The organism is Fibrobacter sp. UWT3, assembly GCF_900230125.1.
In the GTDB taxonomy this organism is placed as follows: Bacteria; Fibrobacterota; Fibrobacteria; order Fibrobacterales; family Fibrobacteraceae; genus Fibrobacter.
This window is the reverse complement of sequence record NZ_OCSS01000001.1, coordinates 631,357-647,684: the sequence shown is the minus strand read 5'-3', so window position 1 is coordinate 647,684 and position 16,328 is coordinate 631,357. Positions and strand designations below refer to the sequence as shown.

Annotated in this window: 16 protein-coding genes, 2 tRNA genes and 1 pseudogene; 8 read left to right on the top strand and 11 right to left on the bottom strand. The window is 53.5% G+C overall.

Annotation, left to right across the window (positions count from 1 at the left end):
• Positions 1-107 precede the first annotated feature (107 nt).
• Positions 108-192 (bottom strand) — tRNA-Ser (locus CRO08_RS02690).
• A gap of 228 nt (positions 193-420) precedes the next feature.
• Here CRO08_RS02690 and CRO08_RS02685 point away from each other — a divergent pair.
• Complete coding sequence (locus CRO08_RS02685) at positions 421-2,841, top strand: DEAD/DEAH box helicase (protein WP_255252220.1); 2,421 nt, start codon at positions 421-423, stop codon at positions 2,839-2,841.
• A gap of 33 nt (positions 2,842-2,874) precedes the next feature.
• Positions 2,875-4,146 (top strand): pitrilysin family protein, encoded by a 1,272-nt coding sequence (locus tag CRO08_RS02680; protein ID WP_097034945.1) that lies wholly within the window; start codon positions 2,875-2,877, stop codon positions 4,144-4,146.
• A 133-nt stretch (positions 4,147-4,279) separates the two neighbouring features.
• Here CRO08_RS02680 and rplT read toward each other — a convergent pair whose 3' ends face one another.
• Genes rplT through infC form a run of 3 tightly spaced genes read right to left on the bottom strand, consistent with a single transcriptional unit; the run spans position 4,280 to position 5,477 of the window.
• Positions 4,280-4,630 carry a 50S ribosomal protein L20 gene (gene rplT, locus CRO08_RS02675; RefSeq protein ID WP_072812868.1) on the bottom strand — a complete coding sequence of 117 codons (351 nt, stop codon included), beginning with the start codon at positions 4,628-4,630 and terminating at the stop codon, positions 4,280-4,282.
• Between the two features lie 11 nt (positions 4,631-4,641).
• On the bottom strand, positions 4,642-4,839 hold the full coding sequence (gene rpmI / locus CRO08_RS02670; protein WP_072812865.1) for a 50S ribosomal protein L35: 198 nt from the start codon (positions 4,837-4,839) through the stop codon (positions 4,642-4,644).
• 20 nt (positions 4,840-4,859) lie between these two features.
• A complete protein-coding gene (infC, locus tag CRO08_RS02665) occupies positions 4,860-5,477 on the bottom strand; it encodes a translation initiation factor IF-3 (protein ID WP_254794707.1) in 618 nt (205 codons plus the stop codon).
• Between the two features lie 121 nt (positions 5,478-5,598).
• Between infC and CRO08_RS02660 the strand changes: the two genes are divergently transcribed.
• Positions 5,599-5,670 (top strand) — tRNA-Gly (locus tag CRO08_RS02660).
• 442 nt (positions 5,671-6,112) lie between these two features.
• Here the strand turns inward: CRO08_RS02660 and CRO08_RS16635 are convergent.
• Together CRO08_RS16635 and CRO08_RS02655 are read right to left on the bottom strand one after the other, a co-directional pair.
• Positions 6,113-6,235 carry an LEPR-XLL domain-containing protein gene (locus CRO08_RS16635; RefSeq protein ID WP_139258938.1) on the bottom strand — a complete coding sequence of 41 codons (123 nt, stop codon included), beginning with the start codon at positions 6,233-6,235 and terminating at the stop codon, positions 6,113-6,115.
• 115 nt (positions 6,236-6,350) lie between these two features.
• Entirely contained in the window at positions 6,351-7,418 is a 1,068-nt protein-coding gene (locus CRO08_RS02655) for an FISUMP domain-containing protein (RefSeq protein WP_097034944.1), read from the bottom strand.
• Between the two features lie 75 nt (positions 7,419-7,493).
• Here CRO08_RS02655 and CRO08_RS02650 point away from each other — a divergent pair, with 75 nt between their 5' ends.
• Complete coding sequence (locus CRO08_RS02650; RefSeq protein ID WP_097035703.1) at positions 7,494-8,654, top strand: class I SAM-dependent RNA methyltransferase; 1,161 nt, start codon at positions 7,494-7,496, stop codon at positions 8,652-8,654.
• 26 nt (positions 8,655-8,680) lie between these two features.
• On the opposite strand, the pseudogene CRO08_RS17550 reads toward CRO08_RS02650, so the two are convergent.
• The 4 genes and pseudogenes from CRO08_RS17550 to CRO08_RS02630 form a co-directional block, all read right to left on the bottom strand.
• Positions 8,681-8,797, bottom strand: a pseudogene (locus tag CRO08_RS17550) (topoisomerase DNA-binding C4 zinc finger domain-containing protein); the annotation flags it as partial.
• A gap of 165 nt (positions 8,798-8,962) precedes the next feature.
• The gene (locus CRO08_RS02640; protein ID WP_176495014.1) at positions 8,963-9,811 is read right to left on the bottom strand and encodes an IS3 family transposase; all 849 of its coding nucleotides are present in this window, start codon (positions 9,809-9,811) and stop codon (positions 8,963-8,965) included.
• 17 nt (positions 9,812-9,828) lie between these two features.
• Positions 9,829-10,158, bottom strand: a complete 330-nt coding sequence (locus tag CRO08_RS02635) for a transposase (RefSeq protein ID WP_097034692.1) — start codon at positions 10,156-10,158, stop codon at positions 9,829-9,831.
• 55 nt (positions 10,159-10,213) lie between these two features.
• A complete protein-coding gene (locus CRO08_RS02630; RefSeq protein ID WP_097034942.1) occupies positions 10,214-11,023 on the bottom strand; it encodes a nuclease-related domain-containing protein in 810 nt (269 codons plus the stop codon).
• Positions 11,024-11,214: 191 nt separating this feature from the next.
• Here CRO08_RS02630 and CRO08_RS02625 point away from each other — a divergent pair, with 191 nt between their 5' ends.
• From CRO08_RS02625 to CRO08_RS02610, 4 genes are read left to right on the top strand one after another with little or no spacing between them, the layout of a single operon-like run.
• Positions 11,215-11,493: a type II toxin-antitoxin system RelB/DinJ family antitoxin gene (locus tag CRO08_RS02625; RefSeq protein WP_097034941.1), complete on the top strand. Its 279-nt coding sequence runs from the start codon at positions 11,215-11,217 to the stop codon at positions 11,491-11,493.
• A complete protein-coding gene (locus CRO08_RS17545) occupies positions 11,493-11,771 on the top strand; it encodes a type II toxin-antitoxin system YafQ family toxin (RefSeq protein WP_176495092.1) in 279 nt (92 codons plus the stop codon). The genes CRO08_RS02625 and CRO08_RS17545 overlap by 1 nt, the downstream gene beginning before the upstream one ends.
• Positions 11,772-11,801: 30 nt before the next feature.
• Entirely contained in the window at positions 11,802-12,986 is a 1,185-nt protein-coding gene (locus tag CRO08_RS02615; protein WP_097034939.1) for an MFS transporter, read from the top strand.
• Between the two features lie 22 nt (positions 12,987-13,008).
• Entirely contained in the window at positions 13,009-13,641 is a 633-nt protein-coding gene (locus CRO08_RS02610) for an NUDIX hydrolase (RefSeq protein WP_097034938.1), read from the top strand.
• A 79-nt stretch (positions 13,642-13,720) separates the two neighbouring features.
• On the opposite strand, the gene CRO08_RS02605 is transcribed toward CRO08_RS02610, so the two are convergent.
• Complete coding sequence (locus tag CRO08_RS02605; protein ID WP_097034937.1) at positions 13,721-16,195, bottom strand: InlB B-repeat-containing protein; 2,475 nt, start codon at positions 16,193-16,195, stop codon at positions 13,721-13,723.
• Between the last annotated feature and the right edge of the window lie 133 nt (positions 16,196-16,328).

The following is a 16,328-nucleotide window of genomic DNA, read 5'->3' as shown; positions in this document are numbered from 1 at the left end:
CGTCTGGTTCGCTTCGCTCACCCGCAGTCAATCGAACCCTCTGCGAGGGTTCGACCCATTGCCCTATTGAAACAAAAACGAGGCCATTAGGCCTCGTTTTCGTTTCAAGGAGAGAGAGGGATTCGAACCCTCGGACCTGTGACAGTCTCCGGATTTCGAGACCGGCCCAATCGACCACTCTGGCATCTCTCCAAGGTTCGCATAATGTAGTAAAGTTTTAATCTTTTGTCTACCCTTTGAAACAACCAGCCTTATTTCTACATTTGGCCCCGAATCCATAAAAGGATCCAACAGACTTCAGGTTTATGAGCGCGAGTGCGCTTCGGGGCTTTTCAAGGTTCAGCCGGGTAACCGGCACAAGAACCAATCGATAGTGCGGCATGAGCCGCAGATGAAGTTTACGGGTCCTGAAGGCGCATCATGACTAAGAATACCGAAGAACGTATTCCCGAAGAAGATATTAACCCGAATTCCAAAATAGCACGTGAAGCGGACGCTTTCCTAAGCGCCCTTGCTGGCGGTGCGGACGAAGACGAAGCCGACGAGGCAGCATTCCTCGCACTGAACCCGAACGGCGTAGTCGTCGATGAAGAAGGCGACGTGCTGAAGAAGGGTCCCAAATCCGCCATCGATGTCGGCACGAAAGTCGAAATCGAGGAAGGTGAAGTCGAACAGGAACTGGACGAAGACTGTTCGGCAAGTTCACCAGCATCGGACGAAGAATACGCCGTGTCGAAGAAGGACTGCGCGGATCAGACTGTTGAAAAGGAGATGTCCGGTCAAGCCGGACATGACAACGCTACTGCCGAGGAAGACAACACGGATATCGAACAATCTTCCGACGATGATCTGAGCGACGAAGCACTCGTAACCTTCGAAGATCTCGGACTTGCCGACGAAGTTCTCGAAGCCATCAAGGCGATGAACTACGAGACTCCCTCCCCCATCCAGGCGAAGGCGATTCCGGCACTGTTGCAGGGAGCAAACCTGCTCGGTACGGCTCAGACCGGCACCGGCAAGACGGCAGCGTTCTCGCTCCCGCTGCTTTCCAGGCTCAACTTCAACGGGCACGAAACATCGATGCTCGTACTCACGCCGACGCGCGAACTTGCCATCCAGGTGGCGGAAACTATCCAGCAGTATGCGGTGAAGATGCCGAAAGTACACGTGGTTCCCGTCTACGGCGGGCAGGATATCGCAGTGCAGTTGCGCGCCCTCAAGCGCCAGGCGAACATCGTGGTCGCAACACCGGGCCGCCTCATCGACCATATCAAGCGCGGTTCCATCGTGCTTTCGAGCGTGAAGGCCATCGTGCTCGACGAGGCCGACGAAATGCTTGACATGGGATTTATGGAAGATGTGGAAACCATCCTGAAGGAAATCCCGGCCGACGCACAGCGCGCACTCTTCAGCGCCACGATGCCTGCAGACGTGAAGAAGATTATCGACCAGCATTTGGGCGAATACGAGGAAGCCCGCATCGAGGGCAAGACGACGACCGTCGAGAACATCCGCCAGCGTTACCTGCTGGTGAAGAACGAGCACAAGATTGAGGCGCTTGCCCGCGTGCTCGAAGGCGAAGACTTTGACGGCGTTTTGATTTTCGTACGCACCAAGCAAAACACGACCGAAGTTGCCGAGAAGCTTGAAAGTCGCGGGTTCAACGTGGCCCCGCTCAACGGCGACCTGGCGCAGTCCATGCGCGAGCGCACCATCAACCGCCTCAAGATGGGCAAGCTCGATATTGTCGTCGCCACCGACGTGGCCGCCCGTGGCATCGACGTGGACCGCATCTCGCTCGTGGTAAACTACGACATTCCCTACGACACGGAATCTTACGTGCACCGCATTGGCCGTACCGGCCGCGCCGGGCGAAGCGGGAACGCAATCCTCTTTATCACCCCGCGCGAAAAGCGCATGCTCAAGACCATCGAGAAGGCCACCCGCCAGCCCATCGAAGTGATGGAAATGCCTACGGCAGAAGTCATCAGCGCCAAGCGCGTCACCGCCTTCAAGGAAAAGATCAGGAGCGTGATTGCCACTGGTGAACTGGACAAGTTCAAGGAACTCGTGGAAAGCATGGTTGCGGACGGTTCGACAAGCTCACCGACCGAGGTCTCTGAGCCCATCTCCGCCATCGACATCGCCGCCGCCGTCATCAAAATCTGGCAGAAGAAGCAGCCGCTGTTCCCGGAACTCAAGCCGCTTGACGCCCCGCGCGAAAAGAACCGTGGCGGCAGGGATTTCCTCGGGCGAGATTCCGATAAATCCGCCGGCGACTTTACGAACGAAGAAAAGAGCCGCCTGCGTAAGGAACGCAAGGAAGGCAGCAACGGCGTGGAAGAAGGCTTCCTGCGCTACTACATGGGCGTGGGCCGCATGGACCGCGTGACCCCGAAGGATATTGTGGGCGCCATCGCCGGCGAAGGCAACATCAGCAGCAGCAACATCGGGCGCATCAAGCTCTTCGACAGGTTCAGTACCGTCGAACTGCCCGAGACGCTCCCGCAGGAAGTTCTTGATATTTTGTCTGGAATGACAATCCGCGGGAACGATTCCAAGTTCCGTCTCATGACTGACGAACCGCCCGCAGGCCCGCGCGAAAGCAGGGAAAGCCGTCGCGGGTTCCATCGCGGTGGTCACGACTTTGGCCGCGGCGAGCGCCATGGAAAAAAATTCGGCGAAGACCGTCCGTTCGAAAACCGCAGGGCGCGCCGCGAGAAGATGTTCGCCGACCGCAAGCCGGGCAAATTCGAAGACCGCCCGTTCCGCAAGGATCACGACGAGCGCAGCTTCGGCGACAGGCCTTTCCGCAAGACAAGGCGATTCGGACGCGTATAAGTTTTTCGAAAAAGAATTATATTAGTCTCGCAAATGAAGCAAATCGTTAAAAAGACCGTTCTCGATAACGGTATCATCGTTCTGACAGACTACATGCCGCACGCTTACTCGGTTGCGGTTGGTGTTTGGGTGCCGCGCGGATCGCGACACGAAGCAAAAGACGAATACGGGCTGAGCCACTTTTACGAACATCTGGTATTCAAGGGAACCGAAAAGCGAAGCGCCCTCGAAATTGCGCACGCCATCGAGGACAAGGGCGGGAACCTGGAGGCCTACACCACAAGGCAAGAGACCGGGTTCTACGCACAGATTGAACGCAGCCACCTTCCGCTCGCCGTCGACGTGATTGCCGACATGCTCATGCACCCGCGCATGGACAAGAAGGAGATGGAAAAGGAACGCCGCGTCATCATCGAGGAAATCCACAGCTACGACGACATTCCCGAAGAAATCGTGGGCGACGTGTTCAATGCAATCCACTTCAAGGGTTGCGGCATCGCGCATTCCATCACGGGCACCGTCAAGCAGGTGAAGGCGCTCACGCACAGGCAGATGCTCAAGTATAGGGAGCAGGTCATAAGCGAGATTCCGCTCCTAATTTGCGCTTCGGGCAAGGTGGACCACGAGGAACTCGTACAACTTTGTGCGGAAAAGTTCGCGCAGAAGAAATGCTCCGGCGTGTTGCCCGCGGATGTCTACCGGGCACACAACAGCGTGAAGGTCGTGCAGAAGCAGGACATCGCGCAGTCGAACCTCTTCTGGGGCTTGAGCTTTGACCGCAACCTGATGGACGAGCGCGGGCGTTGCGCCCTCTCGCTTTTCAACGTCGCGATGGGTGCGGGCATGGCAAGCCGCCTGTTCCAGAAGATTCGCGAAGACAAGGGACTCGCCTACTCCGTGTATTCTACCGCAGATATCTACTGCGACTGCACCGACTGGGGCGTATCGCTTGCGACCGAGCCGCACCAGCTCAAGACTGCCCTCGAACTTTCGCTGAACGAGACCCGCAACTTCTTGAAGCGCGGGTTCAGCAAAGGCGAGTTCGAGCGCACCAAGACGAACATTCTGGGAGGCATGTACCTCGGTGCCGACAGCCCGGAGAAGCGCGTCGTCCGCATGGCGGAACAGGTGCTGCACCTCGGGGAATTCCACACGATGGAACACTCCGAGAAAATCATCAAGTCCATGACCGAAGATGAAGTCGTCGTTACGGTGAACCGCCTGTTCGGTGCTGCAAAGTTCTCCGCCGCGGTCATCGAGCCCGCCGGCCGCAAGAAGACCGTACTGGACGTCGACTTCTTTTAAGACGGTTTGCGCCTCCGCGCATTTTCTAACAAGCGATATACAGCAACTGAATCAAGACGTTGCGCATTCAAACAAAAACGCCCCACTCGCAAGGAGCAGGGCGAATTTCTCGCGTTTTCGCTAAGTCAGCTAATTAGGCAGCCTTCACGACTTCGACGACCTTGGCAAATGCTTCCGGATCGGCGACGGCCATATCGGCGAGAACCTTGCGGTTCATCTGGATGTTGGCCTTGGAAAGCTTGTAAATGAACTGGCTGTAGCTGATGCCGTGTTCACGGACGGCGGCATTGAGGCGGACGATCCACAGGGAGCGGAACGTGCCCTTCTTGTCGCGGCGGTGAGCGTAGGCATACTGACCGGCGTGAGCAACTGCGTCGATGGCAAGGCGAAGGTTCGACTTGCGACGGCCGTAGAAGCCCTTGGCGGCCTTGAGGATTTTTTTGCGGCGTTCGCGGGAAGGAACTCTGGTTTTAGCGCGTGGCATTCTTACTCTCCTTATGCTACTACAAGCAGACGCTTGACGTGATAGGTATCGACCTTCTTGACGAGTGCACCCTTACGAAGGTTGCGCTTACGCTTAGTGGTCATCTTGGCTTGAATGTGGCGCATACCAGCGCGCTTGAACTTGACGTGGCCGGAACCCGTCACGCGGAAGCGCTTCTTAGCACCGCTGTGTGTTTTCATTTTAGGCATTTGTACCTCGTAGGTTAATGTTAAGCCTCACCTGCTGCCTTTGGCTCGGTTGCGGGCTTCGGTGCCTGGTCCTGCTTTTTGGCAGAACCCGCACCTCGTTTAGGACCGTAGATAGAAAGCATTGTGTTGCCTTCCACCCTGGAGTCCATTTCCAAATCGCCGAATGGTGCCAGGTCTTCCTTGGCGCGTTCCATCAGGCGTTTGCCGTAGTCCATGTGCGCCATCTCGCGCCCACGGAACTGCATGATAAGCTTCACCTTCATACCGTCCTGCAAGAACTCGGCCGCCTGCTTGATCCTGTACTGGTAGTCGTTCTCGGCAGTCTTCGGGTGCATCTTGATTTCTTTCAGCTTCACCACGTGCTGCTTGGCCTTAGCGGCCTTGGCCTTCTTGACCTGCTCGAACTTGTACTTGCCGTAGTTGATGATGCGGCATACGGGCGGTTTTGCATTCGGAGACACTTCCACCAGGTCCAGTCCGGCGTCCTTTGCCATCTGCAATGCCTTGCTCGTCTCGATGATGATGGCCTCGCCATCTTCCTTCACAAGACGAATCGGGGAGATATGGATATCTTCGTTGGTACGGGTCCCATCGCTGGGACGGTTGGGCATGCGGCGATCGCGCGGATTAGGGAACAAGTATACTCCTTGGGTATGATTGTTAATGTGGGCGAAAATTTAGCAAGTTTTATGTAAATTTCAAATATCTTTCGACAAAACCCTTTAAAAAATGCCCGATTTTTGTATAATTGGGCTTGTTGCGGCGGTAGCTCAATGGTAGAGCCTTAGCCTTCCAAGCTAATGGTTGCCGGTTCGATCCCGGTCCGCCGCTCTAGGACCCCTCGTTCGAGGGGTCTTTTTTTTGTGCTTTTTCATCTTGGTGGGGGAAGCCTCCCCCTGGCTTCCATCGCCAGTCCCAGTGACAAAGGTCCCTGAGCCTGCCGAAGGGCCGCCACCCCCTCGCCTAGGTGGCTCTGCCCCCTAAAACCCCCGAATGTCATCCCCGCGCAGGCGGGGATCTTTTCAAGCAGGTCCAGACCTGCTTTTCGTTAAAGAGTTTGCTCCGAGGTCCATTTCGCACGCAAACAAAATCACTTCGTTCCATTGTTTGCTTAGCAAAATGCCCCTCTCCGCAAAGAAACACGAGAAGGCCTCCGGACTAAGACTGTTTATCGCGGGAACGTTCCGAAGCTGGTACTGCGAAAGCCTCGTGACGATTTGTCCCTTCGGCCTTCGCGAACCGCGCGCACGCATTAAACTGCAAGGAGATGTTTCTAGGCATCCATCATCAAGCGAGGCTCGAGAGATTCGATCTTGTAATTGTTGCGGGTGGACTTTTTAGCCTTGAAAGCAGACTTATTGGTGTTCTTGTTGTTGGACTTGACGTTCTTGGACATGTTTTTTGCCTTTTTAGTTAAAACTTTTCGTGTGGAATTTGTGAAAAATTCCGTTTAGGGTAAAACAACTACAGCGCACCTCGAGGTGCGTTGTAATTATTTTCAAAAATTTCGATTATTCTTCTAGTTTAGTACAGCGGACGGAGAGTCCTAGCTTTTTTAAATCCCTCAGATCCCTAGATGGAGCATCATTATCCGAACCAGAAACATATCCTGTATAGATATACAAATTTTTATCGGACTCATGTTCTTCAGGATAAGCCCATTGAATAATTTTTTTCAATTGAGTAAACCCACCCTTTTTTGTTCTAACTCCCGCTCCGGTCAGGGAGAATCCGCTGCTATTCGTTCCGCTAAAACCATATGTAGAGCGCAACCCCTTTACGCCGTCATTATTGATATCCTCATACCCCATCACAACACAATAATCATCATACGTGAACAGCCTCCAACCATCGGGGCAGATTCCCTGGTGGTTCGGCTGAATCAAATCAGTACAACTTTCAGTATTGCAGCGACTCGGCAGCTGCATCATCTCGGCCCACTGGTAGAGGCCACCGAATTCGTCGCACTTGGTGGTATCATTGTTGTAGCAGTAGCGTTCGATTTTGGAATCGTCGTTCTGGTCATTTTCGCCGAGCACCATCTCACCGACATTCAAATTTTCCGCCATCACGGTAACAGAATATCCCTTATATTCCGAATAAATCGTTATGTAGTAATAACTGCGGCCATTACGCGGATCCGTGAAAGTTTTGTATCTATCCTCACCTATACGCCAAGCACCAGCCAATGTTTGGGAATGATCGAATGGCACATATTCGCTGCTGCTCGACTTCGGTGTAACGCTAGAGGAAGACTTCGCACTGCTGCTGGATTTCGCAGAACTGCTAGATTTTGCAGAGCTACTCGACTTCGCCGAACTGCTACTCGACAGATCCTCGACCGGAGCCGAGGATGACGAACGCACGGAACTGCTCGAAGCGACGCTGGATGACGAACGCACGCTGCTGCTTGACACACTTGTCTCGCTTTCGCTCGACTTCGGTGTGACGCTCTCACTGCTCGACGAGGTGGGTTCATCGTCACGCGGGGCGAAACTGCTCTCGTCGTCACAAGCGGAAAGCGCCAACAGGGACGTGACAGAAAGAGCCAAGAGTTTCGCGTGTAAATTGAAAATCATGATTGTCCTCCTTTCGTCTAAATATAAATAATTTCTAAATTTGCCTCTGTAAAAACGGCCGACATGGAGGCAATCATGTTTTTCGAACAAGCCATCGCACACCAAATTCCGGGCTACACCAAGGAGGCTGACTCACTCCACGGCGAATCGCTCGCCATGCTTGACTACAAGGACGAACTGAAGGTCAAGAACGACGCCATCCAGGAATTCTGGGACGTGAACCGCCTTGCCGGCAACCCGCAGAAGGTTATCGCGAGCCCCATGCCCCGTGGGTACCGCACCACGAGCAAGCGCCGTGTGTACATGCAGCCGGGCAACCTGCAGTTCGACCGCCAGGAATCCATGCTCGAACCCGAAGAGCACAACAAGATTTACGACTTCCTGTTCGAAAAACTCATTACGCCCGCGTACAAGCCGCTCGCCTACGCGCTCAACTGGATTATCATCCGCGGCACGTACCAGTACCGCGTGGTGATTTTCAACATCAAGAAGATTGACGCGAGCATCGTACGTAAACTCAAGTTGATTTCGGACGCACTGAAGGAATCTCCGCTCCACGTGACCGCGGCGCACGCCTACGTGGACACGACCGAATCGGACTACTACCTGGAATCGAAGCGCCCCGCCGAAGGCCTGAACTTCAAGCAGCTTTACGGCCCGCGCGAACTCAGCCTGAATCTCGGGCACTTCAGCCTGCGCTACCCCGTCACGGGATTCAGCCAAATTAACGAGAGCCAGATTCACAACCTCATCAAGGCGGCGAGCCGCATGCTCAGCCTCGGCAAGGAAGACCACTTCCTGGACCTGTACTGCGGTTACGGCCTGTTCAGCTTTGCGCTCGGCGAAGCCGCCAAGGACGTTCTGGGCGTGGAATGGGAAGGCCCGTCCATCGACTGCGCGAAGGCTTCTGCAAAGCACCTGAAGAAAAACTACCGCTTTATCGCGGGCAAGATCGACGAAATGTTCGTGCAGACGCGCCTCCCGAAGCCGGTACTGAACGAGCCCGAAAAAATCCTGCTCGACCCGCCCCGCAAGGGCTGCGAACCCGGCGTGATTCATGCGCTCGCGATGAGGAAACCCATCCGCGTGTGCCACATTTTCTGCGGCACCGACGAGATTCCCGCATCGCTCAAGGAATGGGAACGTTACGGCTACCGCGTGCGCGAAGTGCAGCCGCTCGATTTGTTCCCCGGCACCCCGCACCTCGAAACCATCGTGATGCTCGAGAGGAAGTGACGCAAAGCGCCATCCTGAGGCGTGAATCACGCTTTTTCAATAAACCTGCATTTTGGATAACCGCTGCATCCCCAGAATTGGTTGCCAGCGTTCTCCCCTTTTTTAGCAATCCGCAAAACCAAGGCTTTTCCACAACGAGGACAAGTCTTTGACGTCCCATCTTTTTCGGCAGATTCAGTTTTCTTTTCTAGAACGCGCTTTGCCTTGGATTTGTAGTTTTTTTAATAGTGGGTTCATGAACAACCATATTCATTACCGGTTAAGTTAAATATATCCTTTTTTCTTGTTAAGTGGTATACCCTTGTGGTCTAGGCAGCCTGTTTTGACAGCCTATATTCAACCGGAGTCATGTATCCCAGCGAACTATGGAGCCGTTTCCGGTTGTAGAACAGCTCGATATACCTGAAAGCGGCCTCCCGCACGTCTTCGATGTCCTTGAAGTCACGCCTGTAGGCCATCTCCTTCTTGAAGCTTGCGAAGAAGCTTTCCATGCAGGCGTTGTCGTAGGGGCAGCCCGGTGCGCTCATCGAGGGCGTTATCCCGTTCTCCGAGAGCATCGTGCGGTAACCCATGCTACTGTACTGCACGCCGCGGTCGGAATGGAAGATGAGCCCGTCGTGATGGCCGCGTTGCATGATGGCATTGGACAACGCGCGCTTGACAAGTTCCGTGTCGATGTTCTTGCTTACGGCGTAGCCCACCGCCTCCTTGTTACACAGGTCCAACACCACGGCAAGGTACACCCAGCCAAGCGTAGTCTTGACGTAGGTGATGTCGCCGGCCCAGACGGCGTTCAGGCTGTCGGGATCGAACTTACGCTGCACCAGGTTCTCGCTGTACATGGCGTCGCATTTGCCCTTGCGGTAGGGTTTCCACTTCCTGAGTGTGACTGGATAGAGCCCGTTCTCGCGCATGATGCGGCGCAGTTTCCACACCTTTACCTCGACACCCTTGTCTTGGAGTGCCGCCAGCATCTTCGGGCAACCGTACACGCGGTGGTTTTCTTCGAAGGTGTCGCGGACCTTCTGGACAAGCCGTTCTTCGCGGGCCTTCTTCTCGGCACGTTTTTCCTGCTGGCGCGACCACTGGTAGTAGGAACACTGCGGTATTCCTAGGGCTCTGCACATCTTCCTGACTGAGTATTTCTTGCGGTTCACGTGTATCGCCTCGCATTTCAGTCGTGTGGTCGCATAAAGATGTGCAGGGATTTTTTTAGGATCTCTACCGTCTCCTTCTCGTCCGCAAGCTCCTTTTCACGCTTCTTCAGGAGTTTTTCCAGTTCCCTGTTCTTGGCGGCGAGTTCCTCGACGGACACCTTGCGGATTCGCCGTTCCTCGCGGTAGCTCGGCAGGTTGTGTTCCTTGCGGTACTCGTTTACCCACCGACCGACTGTATTGGGCCCGATTCCGAGTTCCTTGGCTATTTGGTTTGCTGACTTTTCGCCTTTCAGGACCAGCTTGATGACCTGTTCCCTTGTCTCGGAGCTATAGTTGATTTTTGCCATTGTTTTACCTTTTGGGGGTTGCGCAATGAATATAGTAGCTTATGCTACCCTCTTATTAAACTCCTGCATGGTCCACCTCTTGAGTTTTGCATTCAGCAAGCATCTCTTCGTACTTTTTCGAATAATCCGATTTATTGGGAAGGCTCTTGTCAAGGAAATACTGAATCGTTTCACGCATATCAGCATCAGTCCAACAAACATCCTTCGAAGTGTCATCTTTCGCTTTGATAAAAGCTACTAGCTGATCGGCACGAATAACCCTGCTCTTAATTTCTTTGGGTGCGTTCTTATTGTTCAACACCGTCTTAGGATTCGCAAGGACAACAATTGACTGATAATTTTCTGCAAAAGTATTATCAAATATTTTTTCAGATAAGCCCAAAAAACTACCAGTTTTCACCTCTCGACGGACTTCTTTCAAAACATTCAAGTGGCGCTGATTTTGCGTAATTGGCGAATAAAGTCCTTCCTTCTTGTAGGCCTTGCCAAAATTCATATGTCGGATAAAATTACCTTTTGCATCAATTTCAATATTTCCAAATAGATTCTTACATTCTATAACATAGAGATGCCGTCTTGTAATCAGCAAAAAATCAATCTGCGCCGACAAATCACCCTTTTCAAGATAGATATCGTGAAGAACATACATGTCTATTCCACTGTTCTTCAACTCAAAAACAATCTGCTTTTCACCAAGCAAACCAGCTTCGGCATATTTTATTTGTTCTTCAATTTTTTCTTTAATACTACCGGTAGCATTTGTCAGTAAAGAATTCATTTTCACAATGAAATTTTCAGAGTCACTTGATTCTTTTAAGAATACCGGTCCAATACGCTTATTTAAGAACGAATCTAAAAGTCCCATAAAATACCTCTAATCTGAATATAACCTTTTTCCTCAAAAAAATGCTCAAACCTATTGACAATCCCCTTTTCTAAAGCTATATTGTAGTGCACAAATGTGTAATAACTAACTCTCAAGGAGCACAATTTTAAAAGTATTTGCAAGAATATACAACCAAACACTTGCATTTGCAATTAAAATGAGGTATATTTATGTTCATGGGCACCATAGCTAAAAATTTCCGCATCGACTCCGAGCTGAGCAGCCAGGCCAACAAGCTCCTTGAGGGGCTTGGGCTTTCTATGTCTCAGGCAATTTCTATGTTCCTGCGGCAGGTGGTGCTACAGCAAGGCCTCCCCTTTGAAGTGAAATACCCGAAACGTTCCGGCGAACTCCTAGACGCAATCGAAGAAGCAAAGCGACTAGAAGCCGACCCGAAGACCAAGCGCTATACGGATATGAACGAGATGTGGGCGGACCTTGACAAATGATTTACGAAGTAATCTGGACCAGCCGTTTTAAGAAAGGCTACAAACGTTGCCAAAAGCGTGGACTTCCTCTGGAAGAACTCAAGTCTGTCGTCGAGATGCTTCGGACGGATCAAGTTCTTGACGAAAAATTTCATGACCACGAACTGTCGGGAGCATTCGCAGGAACGAGAGAACTCCATATTCGCCCAGACTGGCTTTTATGCTACCGAAAGAACAACGGCGTTCTGACACTTACCCTTGTGGACACAGGGACTCATTCTGATTTATTCGGGAAGTAATTTCTATCTTTGGCCTCCGGGATATTCAATATGACGGATACAACTCAAAAGCCTGCCCTCTGGACGCGGAACTTCACGACCTGCGCGGCGGCGAACTTCTTGCTGTTCTTCAGTTTCTACCAGCTGTTGCCGATTCTGCCACTCTACATTATCGAGAAGTTCCAGACCGACAACGCAACTGCAGGGTTCATCATCTCGCTCTACACCATCGGGGCGCTCGCCTGCAGGCCCTTCGCGGGTTTCCTCGTGGATACGCTTTCCCGCAAGCCGCTGTACTTCTGGACGTTCTTCGCGTTTACCGCATGCTTCTTGGGCTACAAGACGGTGGCCTTCCTGCCGATACTTGCCGCAGTGCGCTTTGCCCACGGCCTCTTCTTCGGGATTTCGAGTACCGCGAGCAACACGGTGGCCATCGACGCGCTCCCCGCAAGCCGCCGCGGGGAAGGCATCGGTTATTTCGGGATTAGCGTGAATCTCGCGTTCGCGACCGGCCCGATGACGGGTATGTTCCTGTACGAGGCCTTCGGCGACACCATCGTGTTTATCATTTCCATCGCGCTCTGCATCATCGGGCTCGTTCTCGTGCAGACCCTGAACGTTCCCCGCAAGGAGAAAAAGCCGCACGCACCGCTTTCGCTCGACCGGTTCTTCCTCACCCGCGCCATCCCGCAGTTCGTGAACTTCATCTTCGTGGGGTTCGCCTACGGGCCCGTCACGAACTACATCGCGCTCTACGCGAAGGAACTGGGCATCGGAGGTTCCGGCTGGTTCTATGCGCTCATCGCGGCAGGGCTCATCTTGAACCGCGTAATGACCGGGCGCCTGATTGACCGCGGCTACCTGATTCACCTGGTGGGCACCGGCATGACGCTCAACATCGTCGCGTACTTCCTGCTCGCCTTCAGCCACTCGTCCGTCACCTTCTTCGCATCGGCATTCCTGATTGGCACGAGCCTCGGGCTCATTTTCCCCGGCTACCAGACCATGTGCGTGAACCTCGCCCGCCACGACCAGCGCGGCACCGCGAACAGCACGTACCTGAGCGGCTGGGACATCGGTATCGGTGCGGGAATCCTCGCTGGCGGTTCGATGGCGGGGCATTTCGGCATGCACCAGCAGGTATTTTTCACCTGCGCCGTGGCACTCATTGTCGCAGACATTTTATATTTCACGTGGACCGCAAGGCATTACCTGAAGAATAAGCTTGAAGGATAATCCCGGCGGAAAGCATCATGATATGAAACCCTGGAAACTGCTCAAGACGGAATACCTGGTAGACGCCCCCTGGCTCAAGGTCGCGAAGGAAACCTGCGAACTTCCGAACGGCAAGGTCATCGACGACTTCTACACGCTATGGCAACCCGACTGGGTGCTGATTCTCGCGCGTACCGCAGAAGGCAAGTGGGTCATGACGGAACAATACCGCCACGGCACCGGGAAAATTGCGCTCGAATTCCCCGCAGGCATCATCGACAAGGGCGAAACGCCGGAACAGGCCGCGCTCCGCGAACTGCAGGAGGAATGCGGGTACTGCATAGATCCTCGCCTACGCGAGGATGACAATGGGGCGCGCGAGGATGACGATGGGGCTCGTGAGGATGACGATGGGGCTCGTGAGGATGACGAAGGCAAGTCAATCCGCTACCTCGGCAAGTTCCCGGTGAATCCGGACAGGCATCGCGGCGTATTCCATGTGGTATTCATTGACGGGGTCGTGAAGGCGGGCGCAACGCATTTCGACAGCACCGAGGACATCGAGTCGTTCGAACTTTCCGACGAAGACCTGCAAAAGAAAATGGCGGATGGCACGTTCAACCATCCGCTACAGATTGCGGGTTACTTTAAATTAAAACTAAGCAAGAATTTCTAATAGATCCTCGCCTTCGCGAGGATGACGACATGCTGCGCGAGGATGACAATGGGGCTTGCGAGGATGACTAAAGCAGGTATTAGCGCACTAGCACGCGCTGTGCGTCGCTACCCACGCGAACCAGGTACATTCCCGGCACAAACGTTCCCATGCTGAACGAGCCCGCACTTGCCGTAGCCTTCGCCACGACATGCCCGCGCATATCGTACACGACTACACCCGAGCCGGCACGTACACCCGAAATTTCGAGCGAACGCGCGTGCGCCACCACACTGAAGCGGGCAACACTCGAACCCGCGACAGTGGGAATGGCATCCGGGTCCACCCGCCAGTGCGGGTAAAGCACCACATCTGCATCGGCCACATAGTCCACGCCCAGCCTGTACACGCCCTTGCCTCCATCTTCGGTAGACCAGCCATCCTGCAGGTAGCCCTCGCGCGTGAACACGGCATCTTTCAGCTTCAGCGTATCGCCGAACACCTTGACCTGCGGCTCGACAATCTCCAGAGCGAATTCGCCACCCATGTAGGTAACCGTGAACGTCTTCACTTCCCACTTGGCGTACAGCTTCACCTTGCCCGTAGAGCCTTCGGTAATTTGGGTCGCCGCATTCACGAAGTCGGCATCGTAGTACCAGCCGTCAAAATTGTAACCCTTCTTGGTAGGCGAGCGCAACTTGATGGTCGGAGTCTCGACATTATACGAAACCGGGTTCACCTCGTTGTTCGCGCCCGAGCCCATAAGGTACACGATATCGTATTCCTGCAACTTCCACTTGGCATACACCACGACGTTTTCTTCAATCACCTTGCTGGTATCGAATTCCGAACCTTCCGCGAACGAGGAATCGGTAAACCAGCCCACAAACTTGTAGCCGGCAGCCTTCGGGGCTTCGGGCAGCACCACCTTCTCGCCATCCTGCACGTAGGCGATGTTCACGCCAAATCCGCGCGTATCGAACGTTACCGTCCAGGTCGGAGCCTCGGTCCACACTGCATACAACGTTGTATCACCCTTCGCCTCTCCGAGCGTTGCCAGAGACGCTTCCGCATCGGCCGTAAACGCCCAGCCTTTGAAGTAGTTCTTCACTTCATCTGCCGTATAGCTTTCCGGCAGGCCAATGCCCTCCACACTGATCACCTCGCCTTCCGCGACCAGCTTGGACATCGATTTCACGGTACCCTCGCCCGGGAACGCACTCCCGTTCGCATCGAAGGTCACCTTGAACATCTTCTTCCACACGGCATAAACCGTCTTCGCCTTGTCGGCAACACCCAGCACGCTATCCGGCTTCGTGGCATCGCTTGTAAGCGCCCAGCCAGCAAATACGGTATCGCCGCGGGTCGGCGGAATAATTTCCGTCGCCGTAATCTTGTCGCCGACCTTCAAGAGCTTGCTCGTCTTGTCGCCATCGCGGAACACGCCACCATTCGCGTCGAACTTTACTTCGAACATTAGCGCACCGCTCTCGTTACGCGATACACCGTTCACCACCAGGTGCACTTCGCCCACGGACCAGACTCCATCCTCGCTGCAGGCGCCATCTTTAAGTTCGCCACCGTTCAACGCGCACATAACCTTGCCGACATTCAGTTCTTCTTCACTCAACGTCGTGCCATCCACCTCGAGCGAATCCGTCTTTTTGCCAACGCCTTCCGAAGCGACATCCTTGTCAAAGTAAGCGGCACCGACATTCAAGACGCCGTACTCGAAATTGCCGACAATACCGCCCAACTTGCCGTCTCCACTATTGACAAGGGCGGATCCATCGTATGCGCAGGATTCAACAGCCACCTTATCATTTTCATTTTTACCCCTAATGAACCCGGCAATGCCGCCGATATAGGTCTGGTTTCCGCTGGCATAAATAGAAACCGAGCTCAGGCTGTTCTTGATTGTACCATTCCAGGCATTGCCGACGATACCGCCGACACCATTACCGTTTCCGCTCGTAAGGATCTTGCCCGAAACGGTACAACCCTCAATAGTGCCGCCTTTCTGCCAGGCGACAACGCCGCCGACAGAAACCGGCTGCTGGGCACCGAGAATTTCGCCGGCACTCGCCGATGCGGTAATATAGAGGTTATTGAAATTGAGGTTCTTGACCGTACCTCCCGACATGACCGCAATAAACGCAGCGTTCTGGGCGTTGCAATTCGCAACCGACGCATCGCAGAAAGGATTCTTGATTTCGGCAATCTTGCCCGCATCGATATAGAGGTTCGATATGGTAAAGCCGTCACCGTCAATAGTTCCGGCAAACTGGTTGCGCCCCATGCCCGCAGAAATCGGCATAAAGAGCTTGCCTCCCATATCCAGCGACCTCGTGAGTTTCGCGTTCAACGTAGCCGTTCCACCCGCGCGGTAAATTGAATCGGTAAACCACGCCAGGTTCGCCTCGTTACAGATAAGGTAAAAATCCTTGCCGTCAATCTTCTGCGATTCAGGCTTTTCCATGGACTTGCCGTCCCACGCGGCAAACGACTGGCCGGCGCCCGCCAAAAACAGGAGCGACACAAACAAAATAAAATGGGATTGGACTGCAATTTTCATCGTAATTCCCTTTTTTTGCCTAAAATAATTAAAAAAAAGACCTTTTGACCGGGTTCAAGAGTGCACTACAAAAAAAATATGCACTATATCACAAGCGCATATCGGTTCGGTTTTGTAAAAAAGCCTTTTTTGG